Annotated in this window: 17 protein-coding genes; 10 read left to right on the forward strand and 7 right to left on the reverse strand. The window is 65.0% G+C overall.

What is annotated here, in order from left to right; translation table 11 throughout:
• Window positions 1-338 precede the first annotated feature (338 nt).
• The 3 genes from DXV50_RS00475 to DXV50_RS00485 all read left to right on the forward strand — a co-directional run bounded on the left by DXV50_RS00475 (window position 339) and on the right by DXV50_RS00485 (window position 2,723).
• Window positions 339-1,223, forward strand: a complete 885-nt coding sequence (locus tag DXV50_RS00475) for a transporter substrate-binding domain-containing protein (protein ID WP_117204282.1) — start codon at window positions 339-341, stop codon at window positions 1,221-1,223.
• A gap of 75 nt (window positions 1,224-1,298) precedes the next feature.
• Window positions 1,299-1,952: an amino acid ABC transporter permease gene (locus tag DXV50_RS00480; RefSeq protein WP_117204283.1), complete on the forward strand. Its 654-nt coding sequence runs from the start codon at window positions 1,299-1,301 to the stop codon at window positions 1,950-1,952.
• Window positions 1,953-1,961: 9 nt separating this feature from the next.
• On the forward strand, window positions 1,962-2,723 hold the full coding sequence (locus tag DXV50_RS00485) for an amino acid ABC transporter ATP-binding protein (protein ID WP_117204284.1): 762 nt from the start codon (window positions 1,962-1,964) through the stop codon (window positions 2,721-2,723).
• Between the two features lie 284 nt (window positions 2,724-3,007).
• Here the strand turns inward: DXV50_RS00485 and yihA are convergent, their stop codons facing one another.
• The 3 genes from yihA to DXV50_RS00500 all read right to left on the reverse strand — a co-directional run bounded on the left by yihA (window position 3,008) and on the right by DXV50_RS00500 (window position 5,739).
• Window positions 3,008-3,595 (reverse strand): ribosome biogenesis GTP-binding protein YihA/YsxC, encoded by a 588-nt coding sequence (yihA, locus tag DXV50_RS00490; RefSeq protein ID WP_117204285.1) that lies wholly within the window; start codon window positions 3,593-3,595, stop codon window positions 3,008-3,010.
• Window positions 3,596-3,721: 126 nt separating this feature from the next.
• A complete protein-coding gene (locus DXV50_RS00495; protein ID WP_117204286.1) occupies window positions 3,722-5,032 on the reverse strand; it encodes an ATP-binding protein in 1,311 nt (436 codons plus the stop codon).
• The gene (locus DXV50_RS00500; RefSeq protein ID WP_117204287.1) at window positions 5,029-5,739 is read right to left on the reverse strand and encodes a LytR/AlgR family response regulator transcription factor; all 711 of its coding nucleotides are present in this window, start codon (window positions 5,737-5,739) and stop codon (window positions 5,029-5,031) included. Before DXV50_RS00500 ends, DXV50_RS00495 begins: the two co-directional genes overlap by 4 nt.
• A gap of 211 nt (window positions 5,740-5,950) precedes the next feature.
• On the opposite strand from DXV50_RS00500, the gene DXV50_RS00505 reads away from it, so the two are divergent.
• The gene (locus DXV50_RS00505; RefSeq protein WP_117204288.1) at window positions 5,951-8,386 is read left to right on the forward strand and encodes a glycoside hydrolase family 3 N-terminal domain-containing protein; all 2,436 of its coding nucleotides are present in this window, start codon (window positions 5,951-5,953) and stop codon (window positions 8,384-8,386) included.
• Window positions 8,387-8,604: 218 nt separating this feature from the next.
• Here DXV50_RS00505 and DXV50_RS00510 read toward each other — a convergent pair whose 3' ends face one another.
• Window positions 8,605-9,951, reverse strand: a complete 1,347-nt coding sequence (locus DXV50_RS00510) for an ATP-binding protein (RefSeq protein ID WP_117204289.1) — start codon at window positions 9,949-9,951, stop codon at window positions 8,605-8,607.
• Window positions 9,951-10,664 (reverse strand): LytR/AlgR family response regulator transcription factor, encoded by a 714-nt coding sequence (locus DXV50_RS00515; protein WP_117204290.1) that lies wholly within the window; start codon window positions 10,662-10,664, stop codon window positions 9,951-9,953. Before DXV50_RS00515 ends, DXV50_RS00510 begins: the two co-directional genes overlap by 1 nt.
• Before the next feature lie 214 nt (window positions 10,665-10,878).
• Between DXV50_RS00515 and DXV50_RS00520 the strand changes: the two genes are divergently transcribed.
• The 3 genes from DXV50_RS00520 (at window position 10,879) to DXV50_RS00530 (ending at window position 16,756) form a co-directional block, all read left to right on the forward strand.
• A complete protein-coding gene (locus DXV50_RS00520; protein ID WP_117204291.1) occupies window positions 10,879-13,380 on the forward strand; it encodes a glycoside hydrolase family 3 N-terminal domain-containing protein in 2,502 nt (833 codons plus the stop codon).
• 225 nt (window positions 13,381-13,605) lie between these two features.
• Window positions 13,606-16,134, forward strand: coding sequence for a glycoside hydrolase family 3 N-terminal domain-containing protein (locus DXV50_RS00525; protein ID WP_117204292.1), 2,529 nt, complete (start codon window positions 13,606-13,608; stop codon window positions 16,132-16,134).
• 148 nt (window positions 16,135-16,282) lie between these two features.
• The gene (locus DXV50_RS00530; protein ID WP_117204293.1) at window positions 16,283-16,756 is read left to right on the forward strand and encodes a hypothetical protein; all 474 of its coding nucleotides are present in this window, start codon (window positions 16,283-16,285) and stop codon (window positions 16,754-16,756) included.
• Window positions 16,757-16,857: 101 nt separating this feature from the next.
• On the opposite strand, the gene DXV50_RS00535 is transcribed toward DXV50_RS00530, so the two are convergent.
• Together DXV50_RS00535 and DXV50_RS00540 are read right to left on the reverse strand one after the other, a co-directional pair.
• Window positions 16,858-18,186 carry an ATP-binding protein gene (locus DXV50_RS00535; protein WP_117204294.1) on the reverse strand — a complete coding sequence of 443 codons (1,329 nt, stop codon included), beginning with the start codon at window positions 18,184-18,186 and terminating at the stop codon, window positions 16,858-16,860.
• Entirely contained in the window at window positions 18,183-18,893 is a 711-nt protein-coding gene (locus DXV50_RS00540; protein ID WP_117204295.1) for a LytR/AlgR family response regulator transcription factor, read from the reverse strand. The genes DXV50_RS00535 and DXV50_RS00540 overlap by 4 nt, the downstream gene beginning before the upstream one ends.
• Window positions 18,894-19,237: 344 nt before the next feature.
• Here DXV50_RS00540 and DXV50_RS00545 point away from each other — a divergent pair, with 344 nt between their 5' ends.
• The 3 genes from DXV50_RS00545 (at window position 19,238) to DXV50_RS00555 (ending at window position 25,534) form a co-directional block, all read left to right on the forward strand.
• On the forward strand, window positions 19,238-19,723 hold the full coding sequence (locus DXV50_RS00545; protein WP_117204296.1) for a hypothetical protein: 486 nt from the start codon (window positions 19,238-19,240) through the stop codon (window positions 19,721-19,723).
• Window positions 19,724-19,830: 107 nt separating this feature from the next.
• Window positions 19,831-22,272: a glycoside hydrolase family 3 N-terminal domain-containing protein gene (locus tag DXV50_RS00550; RefSeq protein WP_198666365.1), complete on the forward strand. Its 2,442-nt coding sequence runs from the start codon at window positions 19,831-19,833 to the stop codon at window positions 22,270-22,272.
• Window positions 22,273-22,570: 298 nt separating this feature from the next.
• Window positions 22,571-25,534 carry a beta-glucosidase gene (locus DXV50_RS00555; protein ID WP_117204298.1) on the forward strand — a complete coding sequence of 988 codons (2,964 nt, stop codon included), beginning with the start codon at window positions 22,571-22,573 and terminating at the stop codon, window positions 25,532-25,534.
• Window positions 25,535-25,550 lie beyond the last annotated feature (16 nt).

Consider the following 25,550-nt stretch of genomic DNA (forward strand, 5'->3'; position numbering starts at 1 on the left):
CCCCTCCCGTCACGTTGCGCCCCGATGGTCGGCGCACATAAAAAACGAGGCTCGCGACAGGCCGTTCCCATGGTCCGTCGCGAGTCTCGTTGATTAAGATGCACCAGGCGCAAGCCAGTGTGTTGGCAGCATCGCGGCCTTTGGCGGCCGCCACTACTCCCTCGCCAAAAGGGAGATGCTATCACAACTGTCGTCAACGCCCGCATGTTACCGCCCGGGAAACAAGCGCTTCTCGCCTTGTACTTTAGTTTGCTAAAGCGTATAGTCAGCGGCGTCATCACTTTAGCGTGCTAAAGCGCCCGGCGAGAAGAGCCCGGGCGCAGGGGAGGAGACCCACCATGAAGCTCAACATGAACCGCCGCGAGTTCCTTGCGGCCTTTGGCACCATCGCCGCGTCCGCTGTCCTGGCTGGCTGCGGCGGCACCAAGACCGCGACCACCGCCGGCGCTCCGTCTGACGCCGCCTCTACCTCGGCGCCCTCCGGCGACGACAAGTCCGCCGCCTCCACCATGAAGCTCATCGTGGGCTTTGACGCCGCCTACCCTCCCTATGGCTACGTGGGCGACGACGGCTCCTACACCGGCTTTGACCTGGAGCTTGCCCAGGAGGTCGGCAGGCGCGTGGGCTGGGAGGTCCAGCTCGAGCCCATCGACTGGGACGCCAAGGACACCCTGATGAACTCTGGTGCCATCAACTGCATCTGGAACGGCTTTACCATCGAGGGTCGCGAGAATGACTACACCTTCTCGGAGCCCTATATGCTCAACGCCCAGGTCGTGGTGGTCAAGAAGGGCTCCGGCATCTCCGACCTGGCGGGCCTTGCCGGCAAGGCCGTCATCACCCAGACCGACTCCGCCGCCTATGACGTGCTGGCAGGCGAGGACGCCGCCCAGGCCGACGTGGCTGCCACGTTTGCCAGCCTGGAGACCATTGGCGACTACAACACCGCCTTCATGCAGCTTGAGACCGGCGCCGTTGACGCCGTTGCCTGCGACCTCTCCATTGCCGCCTACCAGCTGGCCGCCAAGCCCGATGCCTACGAGCAGCTCTCCGAGCAGCTCTCCAGCGAGCACTACGCCGTGGGCTTCAAGAAGGGCGACGAGGCCAGCGCCACCCAGGTGAGCGACACCCTCAAGGCCATGGACAAGGACGGCTTTGTGAAGGACCTCTGCGACAAGTACGCCGATCAGGGCATGGACTACGCCAACTGGTGCCTTGCCTAAGGCTTTGACCTGCTGATCTTCTGGGGCACTGCCGCCGTTTGGGCGACGGTGCCCTGCCGCTTGAGAGGAGCGCGCGTGGATTTTCTGACCATGACGGGCATGCTGGGCAACGGGTTTCTCGTCAGCTTCCAGATCTTTGCCCTGACGCTTTTGGGCTCGCTGCCCCTGGGCATGCTGGTGGCGTTTGCGCGCATGAGCCGCTTCAAGCCGCTGGCCCTTCTGGCGCGCTTTTACATCTCCATCATGCGCGGCACCCCGCTCATGCTGCAGATGTTTGCCATCTACTTCATGCCGTACTACGTGTTTGGCATCAACCTCACCACCGACAGCAAGTGGCAGGCCACCATCGTGGCGTTTATCGTCAACTATGCCGCCTACTTTGCCGAGATCTACCGCTCCGGCATCCAGTCCATCCCGCGCGGCCAGTACGAGGCCGCCGAGGTCCTGGGCTACTCCGGTGCGCAGACCTTCTGCCGCATAGTGCTGCCACAGGTGGTCAAGCGCATCCTGCCGTCTATCACCAACGAGGTCATCACGCTGGTCAAGGACACCTCGCTTGCGTTCTCCATCGGCGTCATCGAGATGTTCAGCGTGGCCAAGCAGCTGGTTGCCTCCCAGGTCAGCATGATGCCCTTCGCCATTGCGGCCGCGTTCTACTGGGTCTTCAACCTGCTCATCGACATGCTGGCCGGGCGCCTTGAGCGTCGCCTCGACTACTACCACGACTAGGGGAGCGTCATGTCTTCAAACCAGAACCCGGTGGTCGCGGTCGACCACGTGCAGAAGAGCTTTGGCGAGATCAAGGTCCTGAGGGACATCTCCCTTGCCGTCAACCCCGGCGAGGTGGTGGCCATCATCGGCCCGTCCGGTGGTGGAAAGTCCACGCTGCTGCGCTGCATGACGCTGCTCGAGCGCGTGGACGCAGGCGACCTCACCTACGGCGACCTGACCTGCGCCAAAGATGGCACCTACGGCGACAAGGCCCTCCTGGCCCAGGCTCGCCAGCGCTTTGGCCTGGTCTTTCAGAACTACAACCTGTTCCCGCACTTCTCGGTGCTGAGAAACGTCATGGACGCGCCGATCTGCGTGCAGAAGCGCGACCGCGCGGAGGTGGAGGAGCAGGCGCGGGCCCTGCTGGCCAAGATGGGCCTTACGGGCAACGAGGACAAGGTGCCCTGCCAGCTCTCCGGCGGCCAGCAGCAGCGTGCGAGCATTGCTCGTGCGCTTGCCATGAACCCGCAGGTCATGTTCTTTGACGAGCCCACGAGCGCCCTTGACCCCGAGCTCACGGCCGAGGTCCTGAAGGTCATCAAGGGGCTTGCCGCCGAGAACATGACCATGGTCATCGTCACCCACGAGATGGGCTTTGCCCGCGACGTCGCGGACCGCATCGTCTTCATGGACGGTGGCGTCATCGTGGAGCAAGGGCCCGCCGAGCAGGTCATCGACCACCCGCGCGAGGAGCGAACCCGTGCCTTTCTCGCCCAGCGCGGTGCGTAGGAGGGCCCCTCAACGCGTTTTGGGTTCGCGGTTTTGGGCGATGCCGTATGATGCTTCAAGAAAACCGCAGGTCAGAGCGTTGACGCTTTGAGAGGCTGTCGCGGACCTCGCGTAGCCCGAACCCAAATCGGTTTCTGAATTGGGTTCGGACCTGGCGAGAAAACAAAGAAGCCGCAGGTCGGACAACGTCCCTACCTGCGGCTTTTGCTTTTCGGCTCTGACGCGGGGCCCAAAGCGCGAACCCAAAACGTGTTTTGGATGGGCGATCCGGGGTAGCTTGGCTGCTACAGGCATGCCTCGGCGATGCGGCTCTTGAGCTCGTCGATGCCCTGGCCGGTCTCGGAGGACGTGACGATCATACGGTCGCGCGGCACGCCCAGCTGGCGGCTGAGAAGCGCGGCCTGCTGGTCCTGCTTGCCGCGGCTGAGCTTGTCGGCCTTGGTGAGGACCACCAGGAAGGGCAGGCCCTGTTCCTTGAGGAAGCCCACCATCTCGAGGTCGAGCTTCTGGGCCTCGTGGCGGATGTCAACCAGCGAGAGCACCACGTTGAAGCTGCGCTCCTGGTCAAAGTAGCCGCTGATGAGGTTTGCCCAGCGCTCGCGCTCCTTCATGGAGACCTTGGCGTAGCCGTATCCGGGCAGGTCCACAAAGCGGATGCCGTCGACCTCAAAGAAGTTGATGTTGGCGGTCTTGCCGGGCGTGGCCGAGACCTTCACCAGGTTCTTGCGGCCAAAGACCTTGTTGAGCAGGGAGGACTTGCCCACGTTGGAGCGGCCGGCCACGGCGACCTCGGGCGTGGTGGGCTCGGGAAGCTGCTCGACGGTGCCGTACGAGGCCTCAAAGCGGGCGAGCTGGTAGTTGATGAGGGCCATGCGTGTCCTTCCTGCGGTCTGCGCGATGCTGCAGGTCATTGTACCTGCGGCCGGCTGCTCTCGACAAAAGCCGCGCAAGTTGCCGGACGGTCCGCGTCCCCGCCCGGCGAGAAGCCCTTCTCGCCGTCAGTCCTTAGGCAGGGGGATGATTAAGCCGAGGCGGAAGAGGCCATTCTCGTAGGTGGCGGACAGCGATCCTCCCCAGCGCTCGGCCGTGACGCGCATGGACCTCATGCCATAGCCGTGTCCCTCGCCACGCTCCGAGACCGGCAGGTCGTCCCTGAACTGCGGCACAAAGTCGCAGTAGTTCTCAACGGACATGACGAGGACGCTGCGCCTGGTGCGCACGTCCAGCGAGATGACGCGCCGCGTGGGGTCCGCGAGCCTGTCCACCGCCTCTATGGCGTTGTCTAGGGCGTTTCCAAACAGCGAGTACACGTCGGAGACGGGCATGAACCCCAGGGCGCTTCCGTCGGCAATGCTGGAGAGGGTGATGCCGCGCTGCTCGCACAGGAGGCCCTTCTCGGTGAGGATGGTGTCCAGGGCCTTGTTCCCCGTTCTGACGGAGGAGTCGTACAGGCGGATTTGGTGCTCCATGTCGTCAATGACGCCCTGGTCAACCACACCGCCCTCACGCGCCAGGGTCCTGATTTGGTGGCGCATATCGTGGCACTTGAGGTTAATGGCCTCGATGGTCTCGCGCGAGAGTTCCATCTGGCGCTCGCGCTCGTGGGCAAGGCGTGCGGAGAGTGCGACGTCCTGCTCGAGGCGTCTGTTGACCGCAATCTCCCACTCCACGAAGAGAAGAAACCCGCAGACGATGACGTGGCACACCCGCAGCATCATCGACGTGGGCTCGGCGGGTCCCAGCAGGTCGTCCACATGGGCAAGAAGCGCGCTGAGCCCAATGCCCAGCACCACCACGGCACCGTATACGGCAAGCATCCGGCGATCGTTCTCTATGCCGTGCTCAAAGCTCTCGAGCTGCTTGAAGAGAAGGGCATTGCACGCCAGAAGAACCACCAGAAAGACCGCGTTCCCAAAGAGGGAGAACTGCCCCTCAATCCCCAGTGCGGTCATCGCCGGCGTCAGCAGGCGGAAGGGGAGCTTCGCGAGGGAACTTGCCAGGTTCTGCACCGTGCAGCCGACGGCGCAGCAGAAGATGGAGGTCCAAAGCGATATCCTGCATAGAAAGACGCCCAGAACCACGCAGACGGAGAGCACGGCGGCAAAGAACGCCAGGCGTGATGTCGCGGGTCCAAGGGCTTCTCCCTTGAAGGGGTCGAGCAGCGCGAGCGCCACCAGGGTGGTCAGCGCCACAAGGCTCCTTGCCGCAAAGTCCTCGCGCCGCGTGAGGTGTGCCAGGCAGAACCAGCTGGCAAGCCCCACCTGCAGGGAGGAGAAGAGCGCGCCTTGAAGCACATCGAGGTTGATCATCGTACGTCTCCCAGCAGCGCCGCGATCTGCGCCATGGCCGCACGTTTCTTCGACCTGCTGATGGCGAGCCTGGCACCATCCGTCATGACGAGCGCATCCCTTGCAATGGCCTGGATGTGGGTGGCGTTGGCCATGACGCTCTTCGAGATGCTCACCATGGAGCCGCCGGCAAGCTTCTCTGCCGCCTGCGCGAGCGAACCGCGCTCATTCAGCGGGTCCTTCTCGCCGGCTATGTGCCAGGAGAGGTAGTGGCCCGAGATCTCGACCCAGACCACGTCGGTCTGGGGAACGAGCCTAATGCCGTCCTGGGTCTTGATGAGCAGCGAGAGCACGCGCTGTCTCACGGCGCGCATGGCCTTGTCCATGGGAATCCTGAAGCTGTTGTACGAGACCGGCTTGACGATGAAGCCCAGCGCGTCAACCTCGTAGCCGCGCACGGCATACTGCGCCAGGTTGGTCACAAAGATGAGCGGGGTCACGGGGTCGTAGGTGCGCAGGAGCTCGGCCGCCTCCATGCCGTTGATGCCAGGCAGGTCTATGTCCATGAAGACGATGGACCAGGCGCCTCCCTCGGCAACGTAGTCGACGGCGCTTCGCATGATGGTGACGTCAAACTGCTCCGCGTTGAGCTGGCCGTAGCGCTCTATGCAGCGCCGCAGTGCCTCGGCCTCCTCGCGGTTGTCCTCGACGATCAGTACTCTGTGCATTTCTCCTCCCAGCCCAAAGGATATGCCGCGCTGCGCTCCTCCCGCGCGGCCATCCGACGAACGGTCGCTCGACGGCGCGCGGCGCGAGTTGCCGCCAGGTTTTCGACCGCTCGTGCCAGGTCGGGTTGCGCCGCCCCGCGCGCCCTAGCCTGCGTGTCAGGAACCCCGGCGAGAAGAGCGCCGGCAAGAAAGGGAAGAGAAAGGAAGAGGGATGGCAAGCATCACCAGAAGAGGCTTCGTGGCCGGCTCCGCTCTGAGCGCAGGGCTGGTGGCTGCCCTTGCAGGATGCAACGCCGCCGGTACGGCGGCGGACCCGCTCGCGGCTCCCGCGGCCGACAAGTATCCCATCGATCCCGACAAGGAGGGCGCTGCCGCCAAGTACTCCACCGAGGAGGTCCGCGACGGCTGGACCCGCGTGACCAACGAGGGCGGCGCGATCTTGGGCGTCATGGACACCGCCAAGATCATCCAGGTGGACGGCCTGGCCTTCAAGGACCTCAACGGCAACGGCAAGCTGGACCTCTACGAGGACTGGCGCCAGCCGGCCGACGTGCGCGCCCGTGCCCTTGCCGAGATGATGTCCTCCGAGGAGTGCGTCAACCTCATGTGGCATGGCGGCACCCAGCCCATGGCCATGTCCGGCAACGCGGAGACCGAGGAGAACGCGTGGTTGCTCGCCGGCTCCCGCGCGGGCGTCTCTCGCCTGGCGTCCGACAAGGAGTCATACGCCAGCGACATCCAGTGGATCAACGGCGTGCAGGAGACCTGCGAGAACAGCACCTACGGCATCCCATACCTCAACTCCACCGACCCCTACGACACCCTGGGCATCCCCAGCACCATCGGCCTGACCGCCTGCATGGACAAGGATCTCTGGCGTAAGGCCGGCATGTGGACGGGTCGCGCGTGGCGCGCGACGGGTGTGAGCTGCCACCTTGGCCCGCAGGTGGACCTCTACACCAACCCCATCACCAAGCGCCTAGCCGGCGCGGAGACCGAGGACCCGGCCCTTGGCCGCGACTTCACGGCGGCCTTCGGCGGTGGCATGCAGTCTACCTGGGGCGATGACGAGGCTACTGATGACCTCGGTTGGGGCAAGGACTCCGTGGGCATCATGCTCAAGCACTACGTAGGCGCCGGTGCCATCGAGACGGGTGCGGACGACCACAACGACCAGGGCAAGTACAACGTCTTCCCTGGCGACAACTTCAACGCCCACCTCGTGCCGTTCGTCGATGGCGGCATGCACCTGGACTCCAAGACCGGTCAGATGGCCGCAGTCATGACTAACTATGGCATTCCCTACGACGAGGACGAGAAGTACGGAGAGCTTGTGGCGGGTGCCTACAACAAGCACAACGTCTCTATCCTGCGCAACGCTGGCTGGGACGGCGTGGTCTGCACCGACTGGGGTGTCCTCAAGGACGGCGACAAGACTTGGGGCGTCGAGGCCCTCTCCCAGCCCGAGCGCTTTGAGAAGATGCTCGAGGTGGGCATTGACCAGATCGGTGGAGACTTCTTCACCGACGACGGCAACTCCGGCACGGCGCTCTACGCCAAGGAGAAGGGCGACAACGAGGCTCTGGCCCGCGTGCGCGACTCCGCTCGCCGCGTCTGCACCTTCATGATGAACGCCGGCCTCTTCGAGCAGCCGTACTGCGAGGCTTCCGTTGCCTCTGCGGTCTTCTCGTCCCAGGTCGCGGCAGACTTTGCCGCCGAGGTCAACGACCGCTGCGTGGTCATGCTCAAGAACTCCGGCAACGCCATTGCCAAGGACGGGATGAAGGACAAGCCCAAGGTATACATCCCGCAGAAGTACGTTGCGGCCGCCAGGGGCGTCTTCTCGACTACCCCAGCCAGTATCAAGAGCTGCATCGACGACGCCGCCATCAGCGAGCGCTTCGACGTAGTGACCGACTACGTGGCGGCCTCCGAGGAGCCTACCGAGGCCGATATCACCCGCCTCACCGCCGAGGAGCTGGCGGACGTCAAGTACGCAATCGTCAAGGTCAAGAACCCGCAGGATGCCTTTGGTGGCTTTGAGGGCGGTAAGATGGCCTTTGTCGGCGACACCGGCATCCCCCTGCAGTGGCACCCGGTCTCGCTGCAGTACCGCCCCTATACTGCCGATGGCCCCAACGTTCGCAAGGTCTCCCTTGCCGGCGACATCCTTGAGGACGGCACCAAGCAGGACCGCGGCCACTTTGGCAAGTCCACGCACGCCACCAACGAGAGCGACCTTGACCTGGTCATGGACATCAAGTCCAAGCTGCCTGAGACCGCCAAGCTGATTCTTGTTGTCGAGGCCGACCACCCGATGGTCTTCTCCGAGATCGAGCCCTATGCCGATGCGATTGTCCTCGGCTGGGACAACATCACCGACGAGGCCTATGCCCACATCATCTCTGGTGAGGTGGAGCCCTCCGGCCTGCTGCAGTTCCAGATGCCTGCCAGCATGGACACCGTCGAGGCCCAGGACGAGGACGTCCCGCGCGACATGGAGTGCTACGTCGACGCCGACGGCAACACGTACGACTTCTGCTTCGGCCTCAACTGGTCTGGTGTCATCGACGACGAGCGCACCAAGACCTACAAGGCCGCCCCGCTGACCGGTCCCGAGACCTGCGAGGTCAAGGCTGACAAGTAGCGGTCTCCGAGTCCCATCTTGAACGTTAGGCACCACGCGCCGGCCCCGAACTCTTCCCCGGGGCCGGCGTTTCTTGTGGGCCCGGCGCTTGTGTGACGGTTTTCGTACCATCTAATTGGCAAGCAATAAGGTTTGGAACCGGTTATCTGGGCAAACGCCGGCGCCTGCGCGCGGGGTCGTCGTTCGTGTAGCAAAAACTGTCACACTTCTGCGGGGTCCTACGCCGCGGCTCCCGCCGGTATGGGGAGAAGTGCGTCCAGGTGGAAGACGTCGCCCTGGGCTCTGCAGGTCAGGGAGCCGCCCAGTCCCTCGGCGATCATCCGCATGCTGCGGACGCCAAAGCCGTGGTTGGCCTCGTCGGCCTTGCGGGTCTGGGGCAGCCCCTCCCCGCTGAAGCTCACCTGGCCGTCAAAAAAGTTCTCAACGTGGACGGAGACCATGTCGCCCGTGCGGCGCACCACCAGGCCGATGCTTCTGCGCTCAGGGTCGCCCAGGCGCTCGACGGCCTCGATGGCGTTGTCCAGGGCGTTCCCGAAGAACGAGTAGAGGTCGGTGGGCTCCACGAAGTCCAGGGCCCGCCCGTCCGCGATGCAACTGAGCGTGATGCCGTGCTTCTCGCAGTAGAGGCTCTTCTCGGTGAGGATGGTGTCTAGGGCGTCGTTTCCGCTCTTGACCACGGAATCGTAGACGCCCACCTCGCGGCTGATCTCATCCAGCACGCGGCCATCCACTGAGGCGCCGCCGCTTGCCAATGCGCGGATCTGGTGCTTGAGGTCGTGGCACTTGATGTTGATGGCCTCGATGTTCTCCCTGCTCATCTGGTATTGCTTGGCCTCGGTGGCGCGCAGCCGCTCGATGGCGGCCATGTTGAGCCGGAGGCGCCGGTTGTAGACGATCTCAAACACGGAGTACATGATGTACACGCAAAGCAGCAGGTAGACGGTGCTGAGCGTCTTGGCGTCGTAGCCCGGCACCCCAAGGCTCGGCACGGCGATATCCTTCACCACAACGTCCAGCACCATGTTGACCACAATGACCAGGGCCGTGACAACGACCATCACCGGATCGTCAATCTGCAAGAGGCCGTTCTTCTCCACGCGCCTGACAAAGAGCTGATAAGCGGCAGCGTACACGAGCAGCGAGACGAGCCAGAAGCGTCCGGCCCCCTCGAAAAGGGCGGGCGGGTAGCTGGCAAAGGGCCAGATGCCTCCGAGAGACCGCTCCACAGCCGAGGAGAGGTTCTCCAGCGAATAAGCCATCGAGCAGCAGAAGACCGAGGTCCACAGAGGGCAGTCGTAGACCTGGCGTTGCATAAAGACCGCAATCACCAGCTCGCCCACGAGGGTAAGGATGCCCACGAAGAGGGAGAGGTTGTCCGTAAGCGTGGGATACATCGAGAAGCCCTGGGTTACCGCCGCCCCGGCAAGGACCGTTACGCCCGCAAGAGTTAGGGTCGTGCGCAGCCGCGTCGGCTCCCGTTTGGGCAGCGTCCGCGAGAAGAGCCAAACTGCCAGTACCAGCTTGGCAATGGAACATGCCGCAACGACTGCTCCGTCGAAGTACATCAGATGCTCCCGCCCAAGAAGCTCGTGATGGTGGCCACGGCCTCGCGCTTGCGGGAGCGGCTGAAGTAGAGCACCTCGCCGCCGTGCATGACCAGCTCCCCGCCTCGGACGGCGCGCACGCGGTTCATGTTGACCAGGCAGCTGTTGGAGATGCGCACGAAGGGGCCTCCCTCCACCTCCTGCTCAAAGGCCACGAGGCTGCCGTAGACCACGAGCGGCTCCCCCTCGCCCACCAGGTGGTACGAGAGGTCGTGCTTGCTGACCTCCACATACTCGATGTCGGAGAGCGCCACCACGCGCATGCCGTCGCGCGTGCCGATGGCGATGCTGCGGCTGCCGTTGCGTCGGATTCGGCGCATGGCCTTGTCCATGCGCATGCGGAAGTTGAAGTACGTCACCGGCTTGACGATGAAGTCCAGCGCGTCCACCTCGTAGCCCTTGACGGCGTACTGTGCCAGGTTGGTCACAAAGATGATGGGCGTCTCTGAGTCGTAGGTGCGCATGAGCTGCGCGGCCTCCATGCCGTTGATGCCCGGCATCTGGATGTCCATGAAGACCAGGTCAAAGTGCTGGTGCGTCATCTCGAAGTCCATGGCGTTGCCGAAGCGCGTGACCACCAGCTCAAGGCCCTTCTCGTCTGCGTAGCGGGCAATGAACGACGCGAGGACGTCTGCGGCCTCCGGCTCGTCCTCAACGAGTGCGATGTTAGGCATGGCTCTCCTCTCCCTTAGAGACGCATGTTAGCAATCTTTGGGAAGGTGGTTCTTCTGGCAGGTGACCGTTCTACCGTCTGTGCCTGCGTAAATGCTAACCGTGCGGCAAAAGCGACCGACCGTGCGGCAACGTGTTTCAGCCGCCTTCCCGCTGGCTTAACTGAAGCCCAAGAGCGGGCGCAAAGGCCCGCCGGGAAGAGCAAGGGAGAAAACCATGAGAGACATCACGCGCAGGGGCTTTATCGCCGGCAGCGCCATTGCCGCTGGTCTGGTGGGCCTGGCTGGCTGCAACGCCGGCGCTGGTTCGGCCGCAGACCCGCTGGCCGCGCCCGCCGAGGACAAGTACCCCATCGACCCCGACAAGGACGGCGCCAAGGCCAAGTGGGCCTCCGAGCAGACTCGTGACGGCTGGTGCAAGGTCACCAACGAAGACGGCGGCGCCGAGCTGGGCGTCATGGACGAGGCCAAGATCATCCAGGTGGACGGCTACGCCTTCCGCGACGCCAACGGAAACGGCAAGCTTGACCTCTACGAGGATTGGCGCCAGCCGGCGGGCGTGCGTGCCAAGGCCCTGGCCGACGAGCTGTCCGCCGACGAGATCATCCCCCTCATGTGGCACAACGGCTTCATGAGCACCGCCGCCCCGCTCGACGACGACTCCGTCGCCACCCTCAAGGAGGGCATGCGCGCCGGCGTCTCCCGCGCCATGGCCGACAAGGACAACTACGCGGGCGCCATCGCGTGGATCAACGCCGTCCAGGAGTGGTGCGAGAAGAACGACCCGCACGGCATCCCGTACATGAACTCCACTGACCCCTACCAGCTCTATGACATCCCCGACAACCACTGCCTGGTCTCGTCCTTCGACGCCGACCTGTGGAAGAAGTCCGGCCGCTACACCGGCCGCGCCTGGCGTGCCACCGGCGCCCGCGTGAACCTCGGACCCCAGGTCGACATCGGCTCCAACATCGTCTGGACGCGCCTGGGCGGCTCCATCTGCGAGGATCCCGCCGCCAACCGCGACCTTGCCAAGAACTTCGGCGGCGGCATGCAGTCCACCTGGGGCGACGACGCCTGCACCGACGACAAGGGCTGGGGCAAGGACTCCGTTGCCATCATGCTCAAGCACTACGTGGGCGCCGGTGCCGTCGAGGGCGGTCGCAACGACCACAACGATGCGGGCAAGTACGACGTCTTCCCGGGCGACAACTTCAACGCCCATCTCATCCCGTTCCTGGACGGTGGCCTGCATCTTGACTCCAAGACCGGCCAGATGGCGGCCGTCATGCCCAACTACGGCATCGCCTACACCGACGACGAGTCCCTCGGCCCCATCTGGGGCGGCGCCTACAACAAGCGCAACCTGGGCATCCTTCGCAACGCCGGTTGGGACGGCATGATCACCACCGACTGGCAGATCCTGCGCGCCACCGACTTTGGCGACCGCGCCCACGGCGTCAAGGACCTCACCGAGCCCGAGCGCTTCGACAAGCTGCTCGAGGCGACCGTCGACCAGGTTGGCGGCGACTGGGCTCCCGAGATCGGCATGGAGGGCTACAAGCTCTACGAGAAGGACCACGGCGAGGACGAGGCCCTGGCGCGCGTTCGCGACTCCGCCCGTCGCATCTTTACGGTGATGAACCAGGTCCAGCTCTTTGACAACCCCTATTCCGACCGCGAGTACGCCAAGCAGGTCCTGAACGACCAGGCTGCCGCCGACTTTGGTCAGGAGTGCTCCAACAAGTCCATCGTCATGCTCAAGAACAAGGACGGCGTCATCTCCAAGGATGGCATCAAGGGCAAGCCCAAGTGCTACATCCCGCAGAAGTTCGTCTCCGGCGGCATGTTTGGCAACGGCGTCCCGGCTCACTTCGAGCTGGCCGTTGACGAGGACGTTGCCAACGAGCTCTTTGACGTGGTGACCGACACCGTGGGCGAGCCCACCGGCAAGCAGATGGCTTTTGGCCCCATGGCCGCCCCCGCCTCGGACGACCCGGTCTACCAGGCCTCCGACGTCGTGCGCGCCACGCCCGAGCAGATCGCCGAGTGCCAGTACGCCGTGCTGCTTGTTGCCTCCCCGTCCACCGGCGCCGGCGAGCCTGGCGGCGGCATGTTCGGAGCCGCCCCGGCAGACACCCCCGCCGACGAGAAGTACCTGCCCATCTCCCTGCAGTACCGCCCCTACACCGCCGACACCGCCCGCGACCCCTCGCTTGCCGGCGACGTCGTCAACGGCCAGAAGGAGAACCGCAGCTACAAGGGCAAGTCCGTCACGGCCAGCAATGAGAGCGACCTCGACCTGGTGCTCAACACCCGCGCGGCCCTGCCTGCGGACGCCAAGCTGATCCTCATCGTGGAGGCCACCAACAACGCCCAGTGCTTCCATGAGATCGAGCCCTCTGCCGACGCCATCCTGTGGTCCTGGGCAAGCAGCGGCCGCGCCTTTGGTCCCGCCTACGGCCGCATCCTCAAGGGCGAGGTGGAGCCCTCCGCCCTGCTTCCCTGCCAGATGCCCAAGAGCATGGAGGCCGTGGAGGCGTCCCTGGAGGACGTGCCGCGCGACGTCGAGTGCTACACCGACTCCGAGGGCAACACCTACGAGTTTGGCTTTGGCCTCAACTGGAGCGGCGTCATCGAGGACGAGCGCACCAAGACATACCGTGCCAACCCGCTGACCAACCCCGAGACCAAGGTCAAGCCCGGCGAGTGGAAGTAGCCTCGCGCACTTCTCGCCAGCCTCTGATCTGACAGCTCCTCCTGCCTTGCGCCGCCCCGACTCTTCCCCGGGGCGGCGCTTTTCCGTGCGTCCGCTTGGCGCCCGGCGGCTTCCGGCCGTGCGGCAAAACGCGCGGAACGTGCGGGATGCCCTCACCGAACGGGCACCTGGTCCTTAAATCGGTCACAGTACCATTCGCGCCAAGTCACACCAAGGGAGAAGGACATGGCAAACGTAACCAGAAGGAACTTCCTGCAGGCAACGGCCGTCGCCGCCGGCCTCATGGGCCTGGCCGGCTGCAACGCAGGCCTCGGCTCCGGCTCCGCGGCCGACCCGCTCGCCGCGCCCGCGGCCGACAGGTACCCCATCGACCCGGACGGCGAGAAGGTCGAGGCCAAGTGGTCCAGCGAGACCAGCCGCAAGGACAAGTGGACCCGCGTGACCAACCCCGACGGCGGCGCCGAGCTGGGCGTCATGGACACCGCAAAAATCATCCAGGTGGACGGCTACGCGTTCAAGGACTTGAACGGCAACGGCAAACTGGACCTCTACGAGGACTGGCGCCAGAGCCCGGAGGACCGCGCAAAGGCCCTCGCCGAGTCCATGAGCGCCGAGGAGATTCTGCCGCTCATGTGGCACAACGGCTGCACCTCCACCACCGCCCCGCTCAACGACGATGACGCCGCCAGCCTGAAGGCCGGCATGCGCGCCGGCGTCTCTCGCGCCCAGGCCGCACCCGACAACTACGTCGAGGCCGTCAACTGGATCAACGCCGTCCAGGAGGAGTGCGAGAAGAGCGCCTACGGCATCCCGTACCTCAACTCCACCGACCAGTACCAGAACTTCGACATCCCCGACAACGACGGCCTGGTGGCGTCCATGGACATGGACATCATCCGCCGCACCGCCAAGGTCCAGGCCAAGGTCTGGCGCGCCACGGGCGTCCGCTGCCTGCTCGGGCCCCAGATCGACATCTCGACCAACCCCACCTACTGCCGCTATAGCGGATCTGCCTCCGAGGACCCGGCGCTCAACCGCGACTTTGCCCGCGCCTTCATCACCGGCCTGCAGTCAACCTTCGGCGACGACGCCTGCACCGATGACCAGGGCTGGGGCAAGGACTCCATCCTCGGCATGGCCAAGCACTACTGTGGCGCCGGCGCCGTGGAGGGCGGCCGCAACGACCACTCCGACGGCGGCAAGTACGACGTCTTCCCGGGCGACAACTTCAAGGCGCACCTCGTCCCGTTCCTGGACGGCGCGCTCAACCTGGGCTCCAAGACTGGCGCCACGGCCTCGATCATGCCCAACTACGGCATTGCCTACGACCAGGACCAGAAGTACGGCGAGAACGTGGGCGGCGGCTTCTCTGAGATGCGCACCAGCTACCTGCGCAACGCCGGCTGGGACGGCATGGTGACCACCGACTGGCAGATCACGGGAGACTCTGAGCCCGGCGCCATGATGAAGAACCGCGTCTGGGGCGTCGAGGACCTCACGCCCGACGAGCGCCAGCTCAAGGGTCTGAAGGCCGGAGACGACCAGTTTGGCGGTGAGTTTGACGTGGAGAACCTCACCAAGGCCTACAAGAGCCTTGAGGCCGAGGTGGGCGCCGACGAGGCCCTGGCCCGCGTGCGCGACTCCGCTCGCCGCATCTTCACCTGCATGAACTACGTCGACCTCTTCGATCAGCCCTACTCCGACCGCGAGGAGGCCCAGGCCCTCTTTGAGGACGAGGCCAACACCGCCCTGGGCGTCGAGACCGCCGAGAAGTCCATCGTCATGCTCAAGAACAAGGGCAACGTCATCTCCAAGGCCGGCCTGGGCGACAAGCCCCGCTGCTACATCCCGCAGGCCCTCGTGGGCGGCGGCATGTTCTCCACGACGCCGGCTAAGTTCCAGCTGGCCATCGACGAGGACGTTGCCAACAAGTACTTTGACGTCCTGACCGACACCGTGGGCGAGCCCACCGGCAAGGCCGCGGGCGGCTTCCCGGGCATGCCCGTCGACGAGAACGCCTCCAGCGACCCCGTCTACCAGGCCTCCGACGCCCAGATGCCCTCCGACGAGGAGCTTGTCCAGTGCAAGTACGCCATCCTGGTCGTGGACTGTCCCACCGGCGAGTCCTCTCTTACCACCAACGAGGACGGTACCGTGACCTGCACGCCCGCCTCGCTGCAGTACCGCCCCTACACCGCCGACGGCGAAAACGTCCGCCGCGAGTCCATCGCCGGCAACGTCATGGGCTCCGCCAACGGCACCGTCTGGGACTCCCAGTCCGGCGGCGTCAAGGAGAACCGCAGCCACTACGGCCAGACCACCGTCTGCGGCAACGAGAGCGACCTTGACCGCGTCATCGAGGTCAGGAGCAAGCTGCCCGAGGACGCCAAGCTCATCCTCGTGGTCGAGGCCACCCACCCCATGTGCTTCCACGAGATTGAGCCCTATGCCGATGTCATCCTGGTTCACTTCATGATGTCCCAGGGCGTGAACGGCGTGGCCCTGGCCAACATCGTGACCGGCCAGACCGAGCCCTCCGCGCTGCTGCCCTGCCAGATGCCCAAGGACATGTCCGAGGTCGAGGGCCAGGACGAGGACGTCCCGCGCGACATGGTGCCCTACACCGACTCCGAGGGCAACGCGTACGACTTTGCCTTCGGCCTCAACTGGAGCGGCAAGATCTCCGACGAGCGCACCAAGACCTATGGCGCCACGCCGCTGACCGAGCCCGAGACCAAGGTCGTCGCAAGCTAGGAATGCACTTCGTGCCGCCAGTCTGACGGCCTGCGAGAAGATCGCCCACCTGCCGTGCGCTTCTCGTTAAATAAGGTCAAGCCAAGTAGCCCGGGGCGTCCTGCGCGCCCCGGGCTCCCCAGACCCTCCGTTCAAAAGGGAGAAGAACATGATCAAGCAGAAGGCCCTCGTCCTTGCCGTCGCCGCCGTCCTCGCCATGCCGCTGGCCGCCTGCGGCAACTCCGGCAGCTCCACCAGCACCGACACCAAGTCCGAGACCACGACCACTCAGTCCAGCTCCTCGTCCTCCGACTCCAAGACCAAGGACGCCTCCTACTACGCCGGCCAGTGGCGCGGCTCCGTGGAGACCACCGGCCAGACCGTCTACGGCACCGCCGGCGGCACCGAGCAGATGCTCGACGTCTTCCTCAACGAGGACGGCACCGCCGAGACCAAGCCTTGCAAGAACCACGAGGACCTGCTGACCGCCACCGGCACCTGGACGCTTGACGGCGACACCGTCACCCTCGAGCTCGACGGCAAGACCATCGCCATGACCATCGAGAACGACAACGCCATGTCCGCCGACCCCACCCAGTTCGGCATCGACGGCTTCGACTCCATCGAGTTCGCGCTGTACTAAGGCCTTGCCCCACCGCAAAAAAGGGCGCCCGGCGAGAAGCAAGCACTTCTCGCCGGGCGCCTTTTTGCGTGTCCCTGCGACCCATCCGGTGCCGTGCGCCCCTACTTTGCGGGCAGCAATGCGTTGAGGTAGAAGACGCCGTCGTTGGTGCCCACGTGGAGGGTGCCGCCGTAGCGCTCGACGGTGCCGCGCATGCTGCGGACGCCAAAGCCGTGGTTGGCGTCGTCACCCTTGGTGCTGCGGGGCAGGTCGCCGTCAAACTGCGGCTCCACGGCATAGAAGTTCTCCACGCTCACGGCCACCATGGAGCCGCGCCGCGCCACGTTGAGCGATATGTTGCGGCGCTCTGGGTCCTCGATGGCGCGCGTCGCCTCTATGGCGTTGTCCAGGGCGTTTCCGAAGAACGAGTAGATGTCCGACGGGGCCATAAAGCCCAGCGCCGCGCCGTCGGCTATGCACGAGAGCGTGATGCCCTCCTGCGAGCAGGCCAGGCTCTTCTCGGTAAGTATGGTGTCCAGGGCCTCGTTGCCGGTCTCGACCACCGAGTCGTACACGTTGACCTCGCGCGCGATGTCCTTCAGGGCCTCGCGGTCCACCACGTCCCCCTCGTCGGCAAAGTGGCGGATCTGATGACGGATGTCGTGGCACTTGATGTTGATGGCGTCGATGTTCTCCTTGGAGAGGCGGTACTGGCGCTGGCGCTCGGCCAGCAGGCGCTCGGTCTCGGCCTTCTCGTCGCTCATGCGGCGCGCGTAGAGGATCTCGTACTCGGCAAAGAGCACGAAGGCGCAGAGCACCGAGTGCACCATGCGCAGCAGGATGAGGCTGGTGTACTTGACGCTTCCCCAGGACAGGCTCTTGATCAGGATGTCAAAGTTGATGATGACGAGCACCACCACCAGAAACATCGCCAGCATGGACTTGTCGCCCACGCCCGCGAGGCCGTTGCGGTCGATCTGTCGGACAAAGGATAGGTAGCCGACGACGTAGACCACCAGCGGGATGCCAAACCCCAGGATGTTCGACCACGGCTCGGGCAGCTCTCCGCTGGAGCGGTGCGAGGCCAGGATGGCGCAGAGCACCTCTAGGCCGCTCGCCAGGTTCTGCAGGGTGTAGCCGGCGGTGGCGCAGAAGATGGCCGGCCAGGGACCTGTGTCGTACACCCACATGATGAGCAGCGCGTATATGGCCAGAAGCACCGTGAAGACCGCCGATGACTCCGTGATGCCCAGGCCGCGCACGATCCCTGTTGCCACGGGGGCCACGCACAGCACGAAGAGCGCCAGGATGGCCGCGGCGCCGCGCAGCTTGGTGTCGGGCCGGTGGGGGAGGCGGTGGGCCAGCATGAAGACAGGGATGGTCAGAGTCACCACGATCTGGATGGCCCAGCGGGCCGAGAGCAGGCCCGCCAGCGCCCTAGCCACGCTCATCGGCGGCCGCCCAGGTAGTCGGTGACCTTGTCGACTACCTCCTTCTTGTGCGTGCGAGAAATGCGCAGCAGGTCACCGTTGGTCATCTGGACCTCGGCGTTTCTGACCAGCGAGATCTTGTCCATGTTGGCAAGGCAGCTCTTTGAGACGCGAACCACGGGCGCCTCGGCGAGCTCCTCCTCGAGCTGGACGAGGGAGCCGCGGGCCTCCAGGGGCTCCTCGTTCTCTATGTGGTAGGTCAGGCGGTGCTTGGTGACCTCGACGTAGATGATGGAGCGCAGCGGAACCACGCGCACGCCGTCTTCGGTGGGCACGGCCACGGAGCGCCCGGCGTTTGCGCCGATGGCGCGCAGCGCGCGGTCGAGGCTGAGCGAGAGGCCGCCGTAGCTCACCGGCTTGACGATGAACCCCAGTGCGCCCACCTCGTAGCCCTTGACGGCATACTTGGCCAGGTTGGTAACAAAGATGATGGGGATGGTCTCGTCGTAGGTGCGAAGCAGCCCCGCGGCCTCCATGCCGTTGATGCCGGGCATCTCGATGTCCAGCAGGCAGAGGTCGTAGTGGCCCTTGTCGGAGAGCATCTCCATGGCCGAGGAGTGCCAGGTTACCTTGAACTCAACGCCGTGCTGCTTTCCGTAGCGGGTCAGCAGGTCCGTCAGGTGCCGGGCCTCCTGCGCCTCGTCCTCGACGACGAGCGTGCGATACATACTGCCTCCTCCTGTAGTCGCGCGCGACCGTTGCCCGCGCACGCGCGTTTCTCCCCACACAACAGGTTACCTTTGCCGCATACCACCGGGCAATGTTGCCGTCTGCGGCAAATATCGACCGTTCGCCGCCGCCGTTCGCGGCTTGGCGCTGTCTTTTGTGCCATCGGCGCGCTTCTTTGTGACAAATGTTAGCGCCCAGTTAACTCCGCATTTTAAGTTCAGCTCAAGCAAAGCGAGGTCAGCGGGGCAGTTTCACTCGCTGGCGAGCAAAGCGCAGAAGGTTGCCCAAAAGGGCAAGGGAAACCCGCCTCTACCTGCGGCGGGTTTGGGAGAAAGAGGTAGGTATGAAGAAGCAGATGCTCGTCGTCGGCGCTCTTGCCATGGCGCTCAGCATGCCCCTGGTGGCGTGCGGCAACGCCTCCAGCGGCACCAGCTCCAACAGCGGCACCACCACCGCCACCGAGCAGAAATCCGACTCCAAGTCCGACTCCAAGAGCGACTTCGACGCCAACAAGTTCTACGCCGGCCAGTGGCGCGGCTCCGTCGAGATGACCGGTCAGACCGTCTACGGCACCGCCGGCGGCTTCGAGCAGATGCTCGACGTCAACCTCGCCGAGGACGGTACCTGCGAGGTCGTGCCGCTCGAGGCCCACGCCGACCTGCTGAACGACAAGGGCACCTGGGAGGGCACCGCTGACAAGCTGACCCTTCACCTCGAGAAGGCCGGCGACATCGAGCTGACCGTCTCTGGCAAGGCCAACCTCGAGGGCGACGCCCACGCCTTTGACATTGCCGACTTCGACACCATCCAGTTCGACTTCTACGGCTAGGCCGGATGCCGGCTTGCCCGGCGTTCGTTTTTGTTGAGTGGAGGGGCGGCCGCGATAAGGGGCGGCCGTCTCCTCGGGAAGAGCACTCTTACAGAACGGAGAAAGACATGAAGAACGTCACTCGTAGGGGTTTCCTCGCAGGCTCCGCCCTGACCGCAGGCCTCGTTGGCCTGGCTGGCTGCAACGCCGGTGGCGCCGCCTCCGACCCGCTTGCCGCGCCTGCCGCCGACAAGTACCCCATCGAGCCCGATAAGGACGACGTCAAGGCCAAGTGGGCCTCCGAGGAGGTCCGTGACGGCTGGACCAAGGTCACCAACGAGGACGGCGGCGCCGTCCTGGGCGTCATGGACACCGCCAAGATCATCCAGGTCGACGGCTATGCCTTCAAGGACCTCAACGGCGACGGCAAGCTGGACCTCTACGAGGACTGGCGCCAGCCCGTCGACGAGCGCGCCAAGGCCCTCGCCCAGATGATGCAGCCCGACGACCTGTTCCCGCTCCTGTGGGCAGGCGGCACCCAGTCCAGCTCCACCACCACCGACACCTCTGCCATGGACTATATCGAGGCCGGCTCCCGCGCGGGCGTCTCTCGCCTCCAGAGCTCCATCAAGTCCTACGCCACCGACGTCGAGTGGATCAACAAGGTCCAGGAGGTCTGCGAGAAGAGCGCCTACGGCGTTCCGTACCTCAACTACTCTGACCCGTACGTCCTCTTTGGCGTGCCGTCCTCCATCGGCCTGTCCACCGTCATGGACAAGGACGTCTGGCGCAAGGCCGGCATGTGGCAGGCCCGCGCGTGGCGCGCCACGGGCGTCCGCTGCGACCTCGGCCCGCAGGTGGACGTCTACTCCAACCCCATCGGCACCCGCACCTCCGGCTCCGTCTCCGAGGACCCGGCGCTGAACCGCGACTTCGCCGCGGCCTTCGGCGGCGGCATGCAGTCCACCTGGGGCGACGACGAGGCCACCGACGACAAGGGCTGGGGCGACCAGTCCTGCGCCGTGATGCTCAAGCACTTCGTGGGCGAGGGCTCCAACGAGGGCGGCCGTGACGACCACTCCGACTCCGGCAAGTGGAACGTCTTCCCCGGCGGCAACTTCGACGCCCACCTGGTCCCGTTCCTGGACGGCGGCATGCACCTGGACTCCAAGACCGAGCAGATGGCCGCGGTCATGCCCTGCTACGGCATTGCCTACGACCCCAACGACCCCGACGGCCTGGGCGAGCACGTGGGCTCCGCGTACTCCAAGCACAACATCTCCATCCTGCGCAACACCGGCTGGGATGGCATGATTTGCACCGACTGGATGATTCTCGACGGCATCCAGCACGGCATGAAGGACAAGACCGTCCCCGAGCGCTACGCCAAGCTGATGAACAACACCATCTCCCAGCACGGCGGCTCCTTCCAGCCCGATGTGGCCAAGGAGGCCTATGACCTCATGGCCAAGGAGGACGGCGAGGACAAGGCCCTGGAGACCCTGCGCGAGAACGCCCGCCGCATCTTCAAGGTCATGCTCAACGTCCAGCTCTTCGAGCAGCCCTACTCCGACCGCTCCGAGGCCAAGGCCATCCTGGAGAACAAGGACGCCGCCGCCTTTGGCGCCGACGCCTCCGACAAGGCCGTCGTCATGCTCAAGAACTCCGGCAACGTCATCGCCAAGGACGGCATGAAGGACAAGCCGAAGGTCTACATCCCGCAGAAGTTCACCGCCGCCTCCATGAGCCGCTTCGGCGGCGCGCAGCCCGCCTCCATCGCCCCGTGCTTTGGCGCCAAGCTCGAGAACGAGTACTGGGAGACCGTGACCGACCACGTGGCCGAGTCCGCCGATCCCTCCGAGGCCGACATCACGCGCCTCACCGCCGAGGAGCTGGCCGACTGCAAGTACGCCATCGTCAAGGTCAACAACCCCAAGGATGCCTACCAGGGCGTCCAGGGCGGCCCGAGCTTCATGACCGTCGTCATGGGCACCGAGCCGGAGCCCGGCCCCTACTGGAAGCCGCTGTCCCTGCAGTATCGTCCGTTCACCGCCGACCAGGACTACGTCCGCAAGGAGTCCCTCAACCCGGTGGACGAGCTCGGCGAGCTCCAGAACCGCTCCGTCTTTGGCGCCAGCACCTACGCCACCAACGAGAGCGACCTTGATCTCGTCCTCGACGTCAAGAGCCGTCTGCCCGAGGGCTGCAAGCTCATCCTCGTCGTGGACGCCGACCGCCCGATGTGCTTCGGCGAGATTGAGCCGTCCGTCGACGCCATCGTCTTCGCGTTCAACAAGGTCTCCGAGGAGGCCTACGCCCGCGTGATCTCCGGCACCGTCGAGCCCTCCGGCCTGCTCTCCTTCCAGATGCCCAAGGACATGCAGACCGTCTTCGAGCAGGAGGAGGACGTCCCGCGTGACATGGATCCCTACGTCGACGCCGACGGCAACTCCTACGACTTCTGCTTCGGCCTCAACTGGTCTGGCGTCATCGACGACGAGCGCACCAAGACCTACAAGGCCGCCCCGCTTACGAAGCCCGAGAAGGAAGAGGTCAAGGCCGACGCCTAGCCCGCTCTTCTCGCTTCTCCCCGCCGGCTCCCTCGGGGGCCGGCGCCCCTTTTTCCGGCCGCGTGCCGCCGAGTCGTGACCACTGCAATTCGTGCCACGTTTGAGGCTAGTCACGCGATAGTTCGCCCAAAGGCAGGCCGTCTTGGTTGAATTAGGGTCGGACGAGGGATGCGGAGACGGACTCCGCAGACCGTACGGAACCACCAAGCGTGCTCCCCTTCGAAGGCCCGCCCACCGTCCAACCTCCTGCGGCGGCGGGCGGGCCTTCTTCTTTGGGAGAGAGGAAGGAAACCCAGAAATGGCAAAGGCAAAGAAGCCCATTACCAGGCGTGCGTTCGTTGGCAACGCGGCCGTCTCCGCGGGCCTGCTCGGCATTACAGCAGCCGCAAACGTGGGCACCAACATGTTCCGCTCGCTGCTTGACCACTACCTGGGCGGCCGTCCGTCCACCGTCGAGCACGTCGAGGGTTCCGAGAGCTGGGACACCGACTACTATGACGCCCAGTACCGTGGCCGCACCCAGGCCACCGCTGCCGCCAACGAGATTGTCGACGAGATCTTGGGCGAGGGCGCCGTCCTGCTGAAGAACAACGGCGCTCTGCCGCTGGCCGCCGGCACCGAGGTCTCCCTGCTGGGCCGCTATGCCGCCGACCCCATCTATGGCGGCGCCGGCTCCGGCACCGTTGACGCCAACGCCTGCGTGAACATGCACGACGGCATTGCCGCCGCCGGCCTCAACATCAACGAGACCGCCTTCGGCTGGATCAACGACAACTACTCCAACTACCCCAAGGCCGACATCACCATGGACGACCCGTCCACGGCCACCTACTACATCGGCGAGATTCCCTTCTCCGCGTACAGCGGCGAGGCGCAGGCCTCCATCGCCGGCACCACCGCCCTGGTGGTCATCGGCCGTGGCGGCGGCGAGGGCGGCGACCTCTCGCGCAACCTGCTGGGCGATCTGAACTCCGGCGTCTCCAAGAACTTTACGCCCAACGACGAGACCTCCAACTACGAGGAGGGCCAGCACGAGCTGGAGCTCACCGTCGAGGAGAAGAGCGTCATTGCGGCGGCCAAGGCCTCCTGCGACAAGACCATCGTCATCGTCAACGCCTCCACCCCCATGGAGCTTGGCCCGCTCATGAGCGGCGAGTACGAGGCCGACGCCATCCTGTGCGTGGGCTCCCTGGGCGCCACCGGCTCCACCGCCGTGGGCAAGCTGCTGACCGGCGAGTACAACCCCTCCGGCCGCACCACCGACATCTGGCCCGCCGACTTCACCGCCGACCCGACCTTCGGCAACTTTGGCGGCAAGCACTACACCGACGTCTCTGGCTTCTACGAGAAGAACTACAACAACGTCGCCTCCGAGGGCACCGCGTACTTCGTAGAGTACAAGGAAGGCGTCTACATGGGCTACCGCTACTACGAGACCGCGGCGGCCGAGGCCGAGGCTGGCAACTACGCTGGCTTTGACTACGACAGCGCCGTCGTGTTCCCGTTTGGCTACGGCCTCTCCTACACCACCTTCACGCAGACGCTCGACTCCGTCGACGCCTCCGGCGACAAGGTGACCGTGACCGCCACCGTCACCAACTCCGGCTCCGTCGAGGGCAAGGACGTCGTCGAGGTCTACTACAGCGCCCCGTACACCAAGGGCGGCATCGAGAAGCCCGCCGTGGTTCTCGCCGGCTTTGCCAAGACGTCCGCGCTTGCCGCCGGCGCCTCCGAGACCGTGAAGGTCGAGTTCCCCGTGCGCCAGATGGCCTCCTGGAGCTCCGAGAAGGGCGCCTACGTCCTGGACGGCGGCGACTACGTCATCTCCCTGCGCACCGACTCCCACACCGTGGTCGACCAGCAGACCGTGAGCGTCACCGAGAAGACCTTTGACACCGACGAGGTCACCGGCACCAAGCTCCAGAACCAGTTTGCCGACCTGACCGAGTACATGGAGAAGAACTGCAAGGGCGAGCTTCTCTCCCGCTCCGACTTCAAGGGCACCTTCCCCAAGCCCGCCGAGGACAAGGACTCCGCCGACTGCGGCATCACCATCGCCGAGTACAACTGGAAGGACCACGAGGACTCCGCGGCCGCCATGCCCACCACCGGCGCCTCCAACGGCCTCTCCCTCATTGACCTGCGCGGCAAGGACTACGACGACGAGGCCTGGGACACCCTGCTTGACCAGCTCTCCGTTGACGAGATGACCGGCATGCTCAACGACTGCGCCTACAACACCGGCGCCGTCGAGTCCATCTCCAAGCCCGAGACCTCCGAGCCCGACGGCCCCGCCGGCTTTACCTCCCTCACCGGCCCCACCGGCAACTGCGCCTACTGCTCCGAGTTCATCATGGCCCAGACCTGGAACGTCGAGCTCATGGAGCGCATGGGCGAGATGGTGGGCCAGGAGGCCCTGGCCTCTGGCTACAACGGCTGGTACGCCCCGGCGTTCAACACGCACCGCAGCCCGTTTGCCGGCCGCAACTTTGAGTACTACTCCGAGGACCCGCTGCTGGGCGGCAAGATTGGCTCTGCCGTGGTCTCCGGCGCCGCCACCAACGGCTGCTACGCCATGATCAAGCACTTTGCCCTCAACGACCAGGAGTCCTACCGCGTCCAGCACGTCATGACCTGGGCGACCGAGCAGGCCTGCCGCGAGATCTACCTGCGCCAGTTCGAGATCCCGGTGAAGGAGGCCACCTGCGAGATCAAGTACATCTCCGATGAGCAGGGCACCATCTCCACCAAGAAGATGAACGCCTGCACCGCGGCCATGAGCTCCTTCAACTTCGTGGGCACCGAGTGGTCCGGCGGTCGCAAGAGCCTGTGCACCAACGTCCTGCGCGACGAGTGGGGCTTCCGTGGCTGCGTCATCACCGACTTCAACCTCTATGGCTACATGGACAAGAACGCTGCCCTGGCCGGCGGTACCGACCTGCAGCTCACCTACTCTGCGATGACGCCCGCCTTCGAGGGCACCAACACTGCCACCGTGGTGAGCCAGCTGCGCGAGTCCATGCACCACGCGCTCTACACCATCGCCAACTCCAACGCCATGCAGGGCATGGCCCCGGGCTCCAAGGTCAACTACGGCATTGCCCCGTGGCAGATGGGCGTCTGGGGTGGCAGCGCTGCCCTCGTCGCGCTGGCCGGCTTCTTTGGCTACCGCGCCTACAAGGCCCGTCGCGCCCTCAACGAGCAGAAGGCCGCCGGCGCCGATGCCCCGGCAGAGGCCAAGGACGAGGCTCCCGTCGAGTAGCGGCGAGACGCTGAGG

This window comes from Paratractidigestivibacter faecalis, from assembly GCF_003416765.1.
Lineage (GTDB): Bacteria > Actinomycetota > Coriobacteriia > Coriobacteriales > Atopobiaceae > Paratractidigestivibacter > Paratractidigestivibacter faecalis.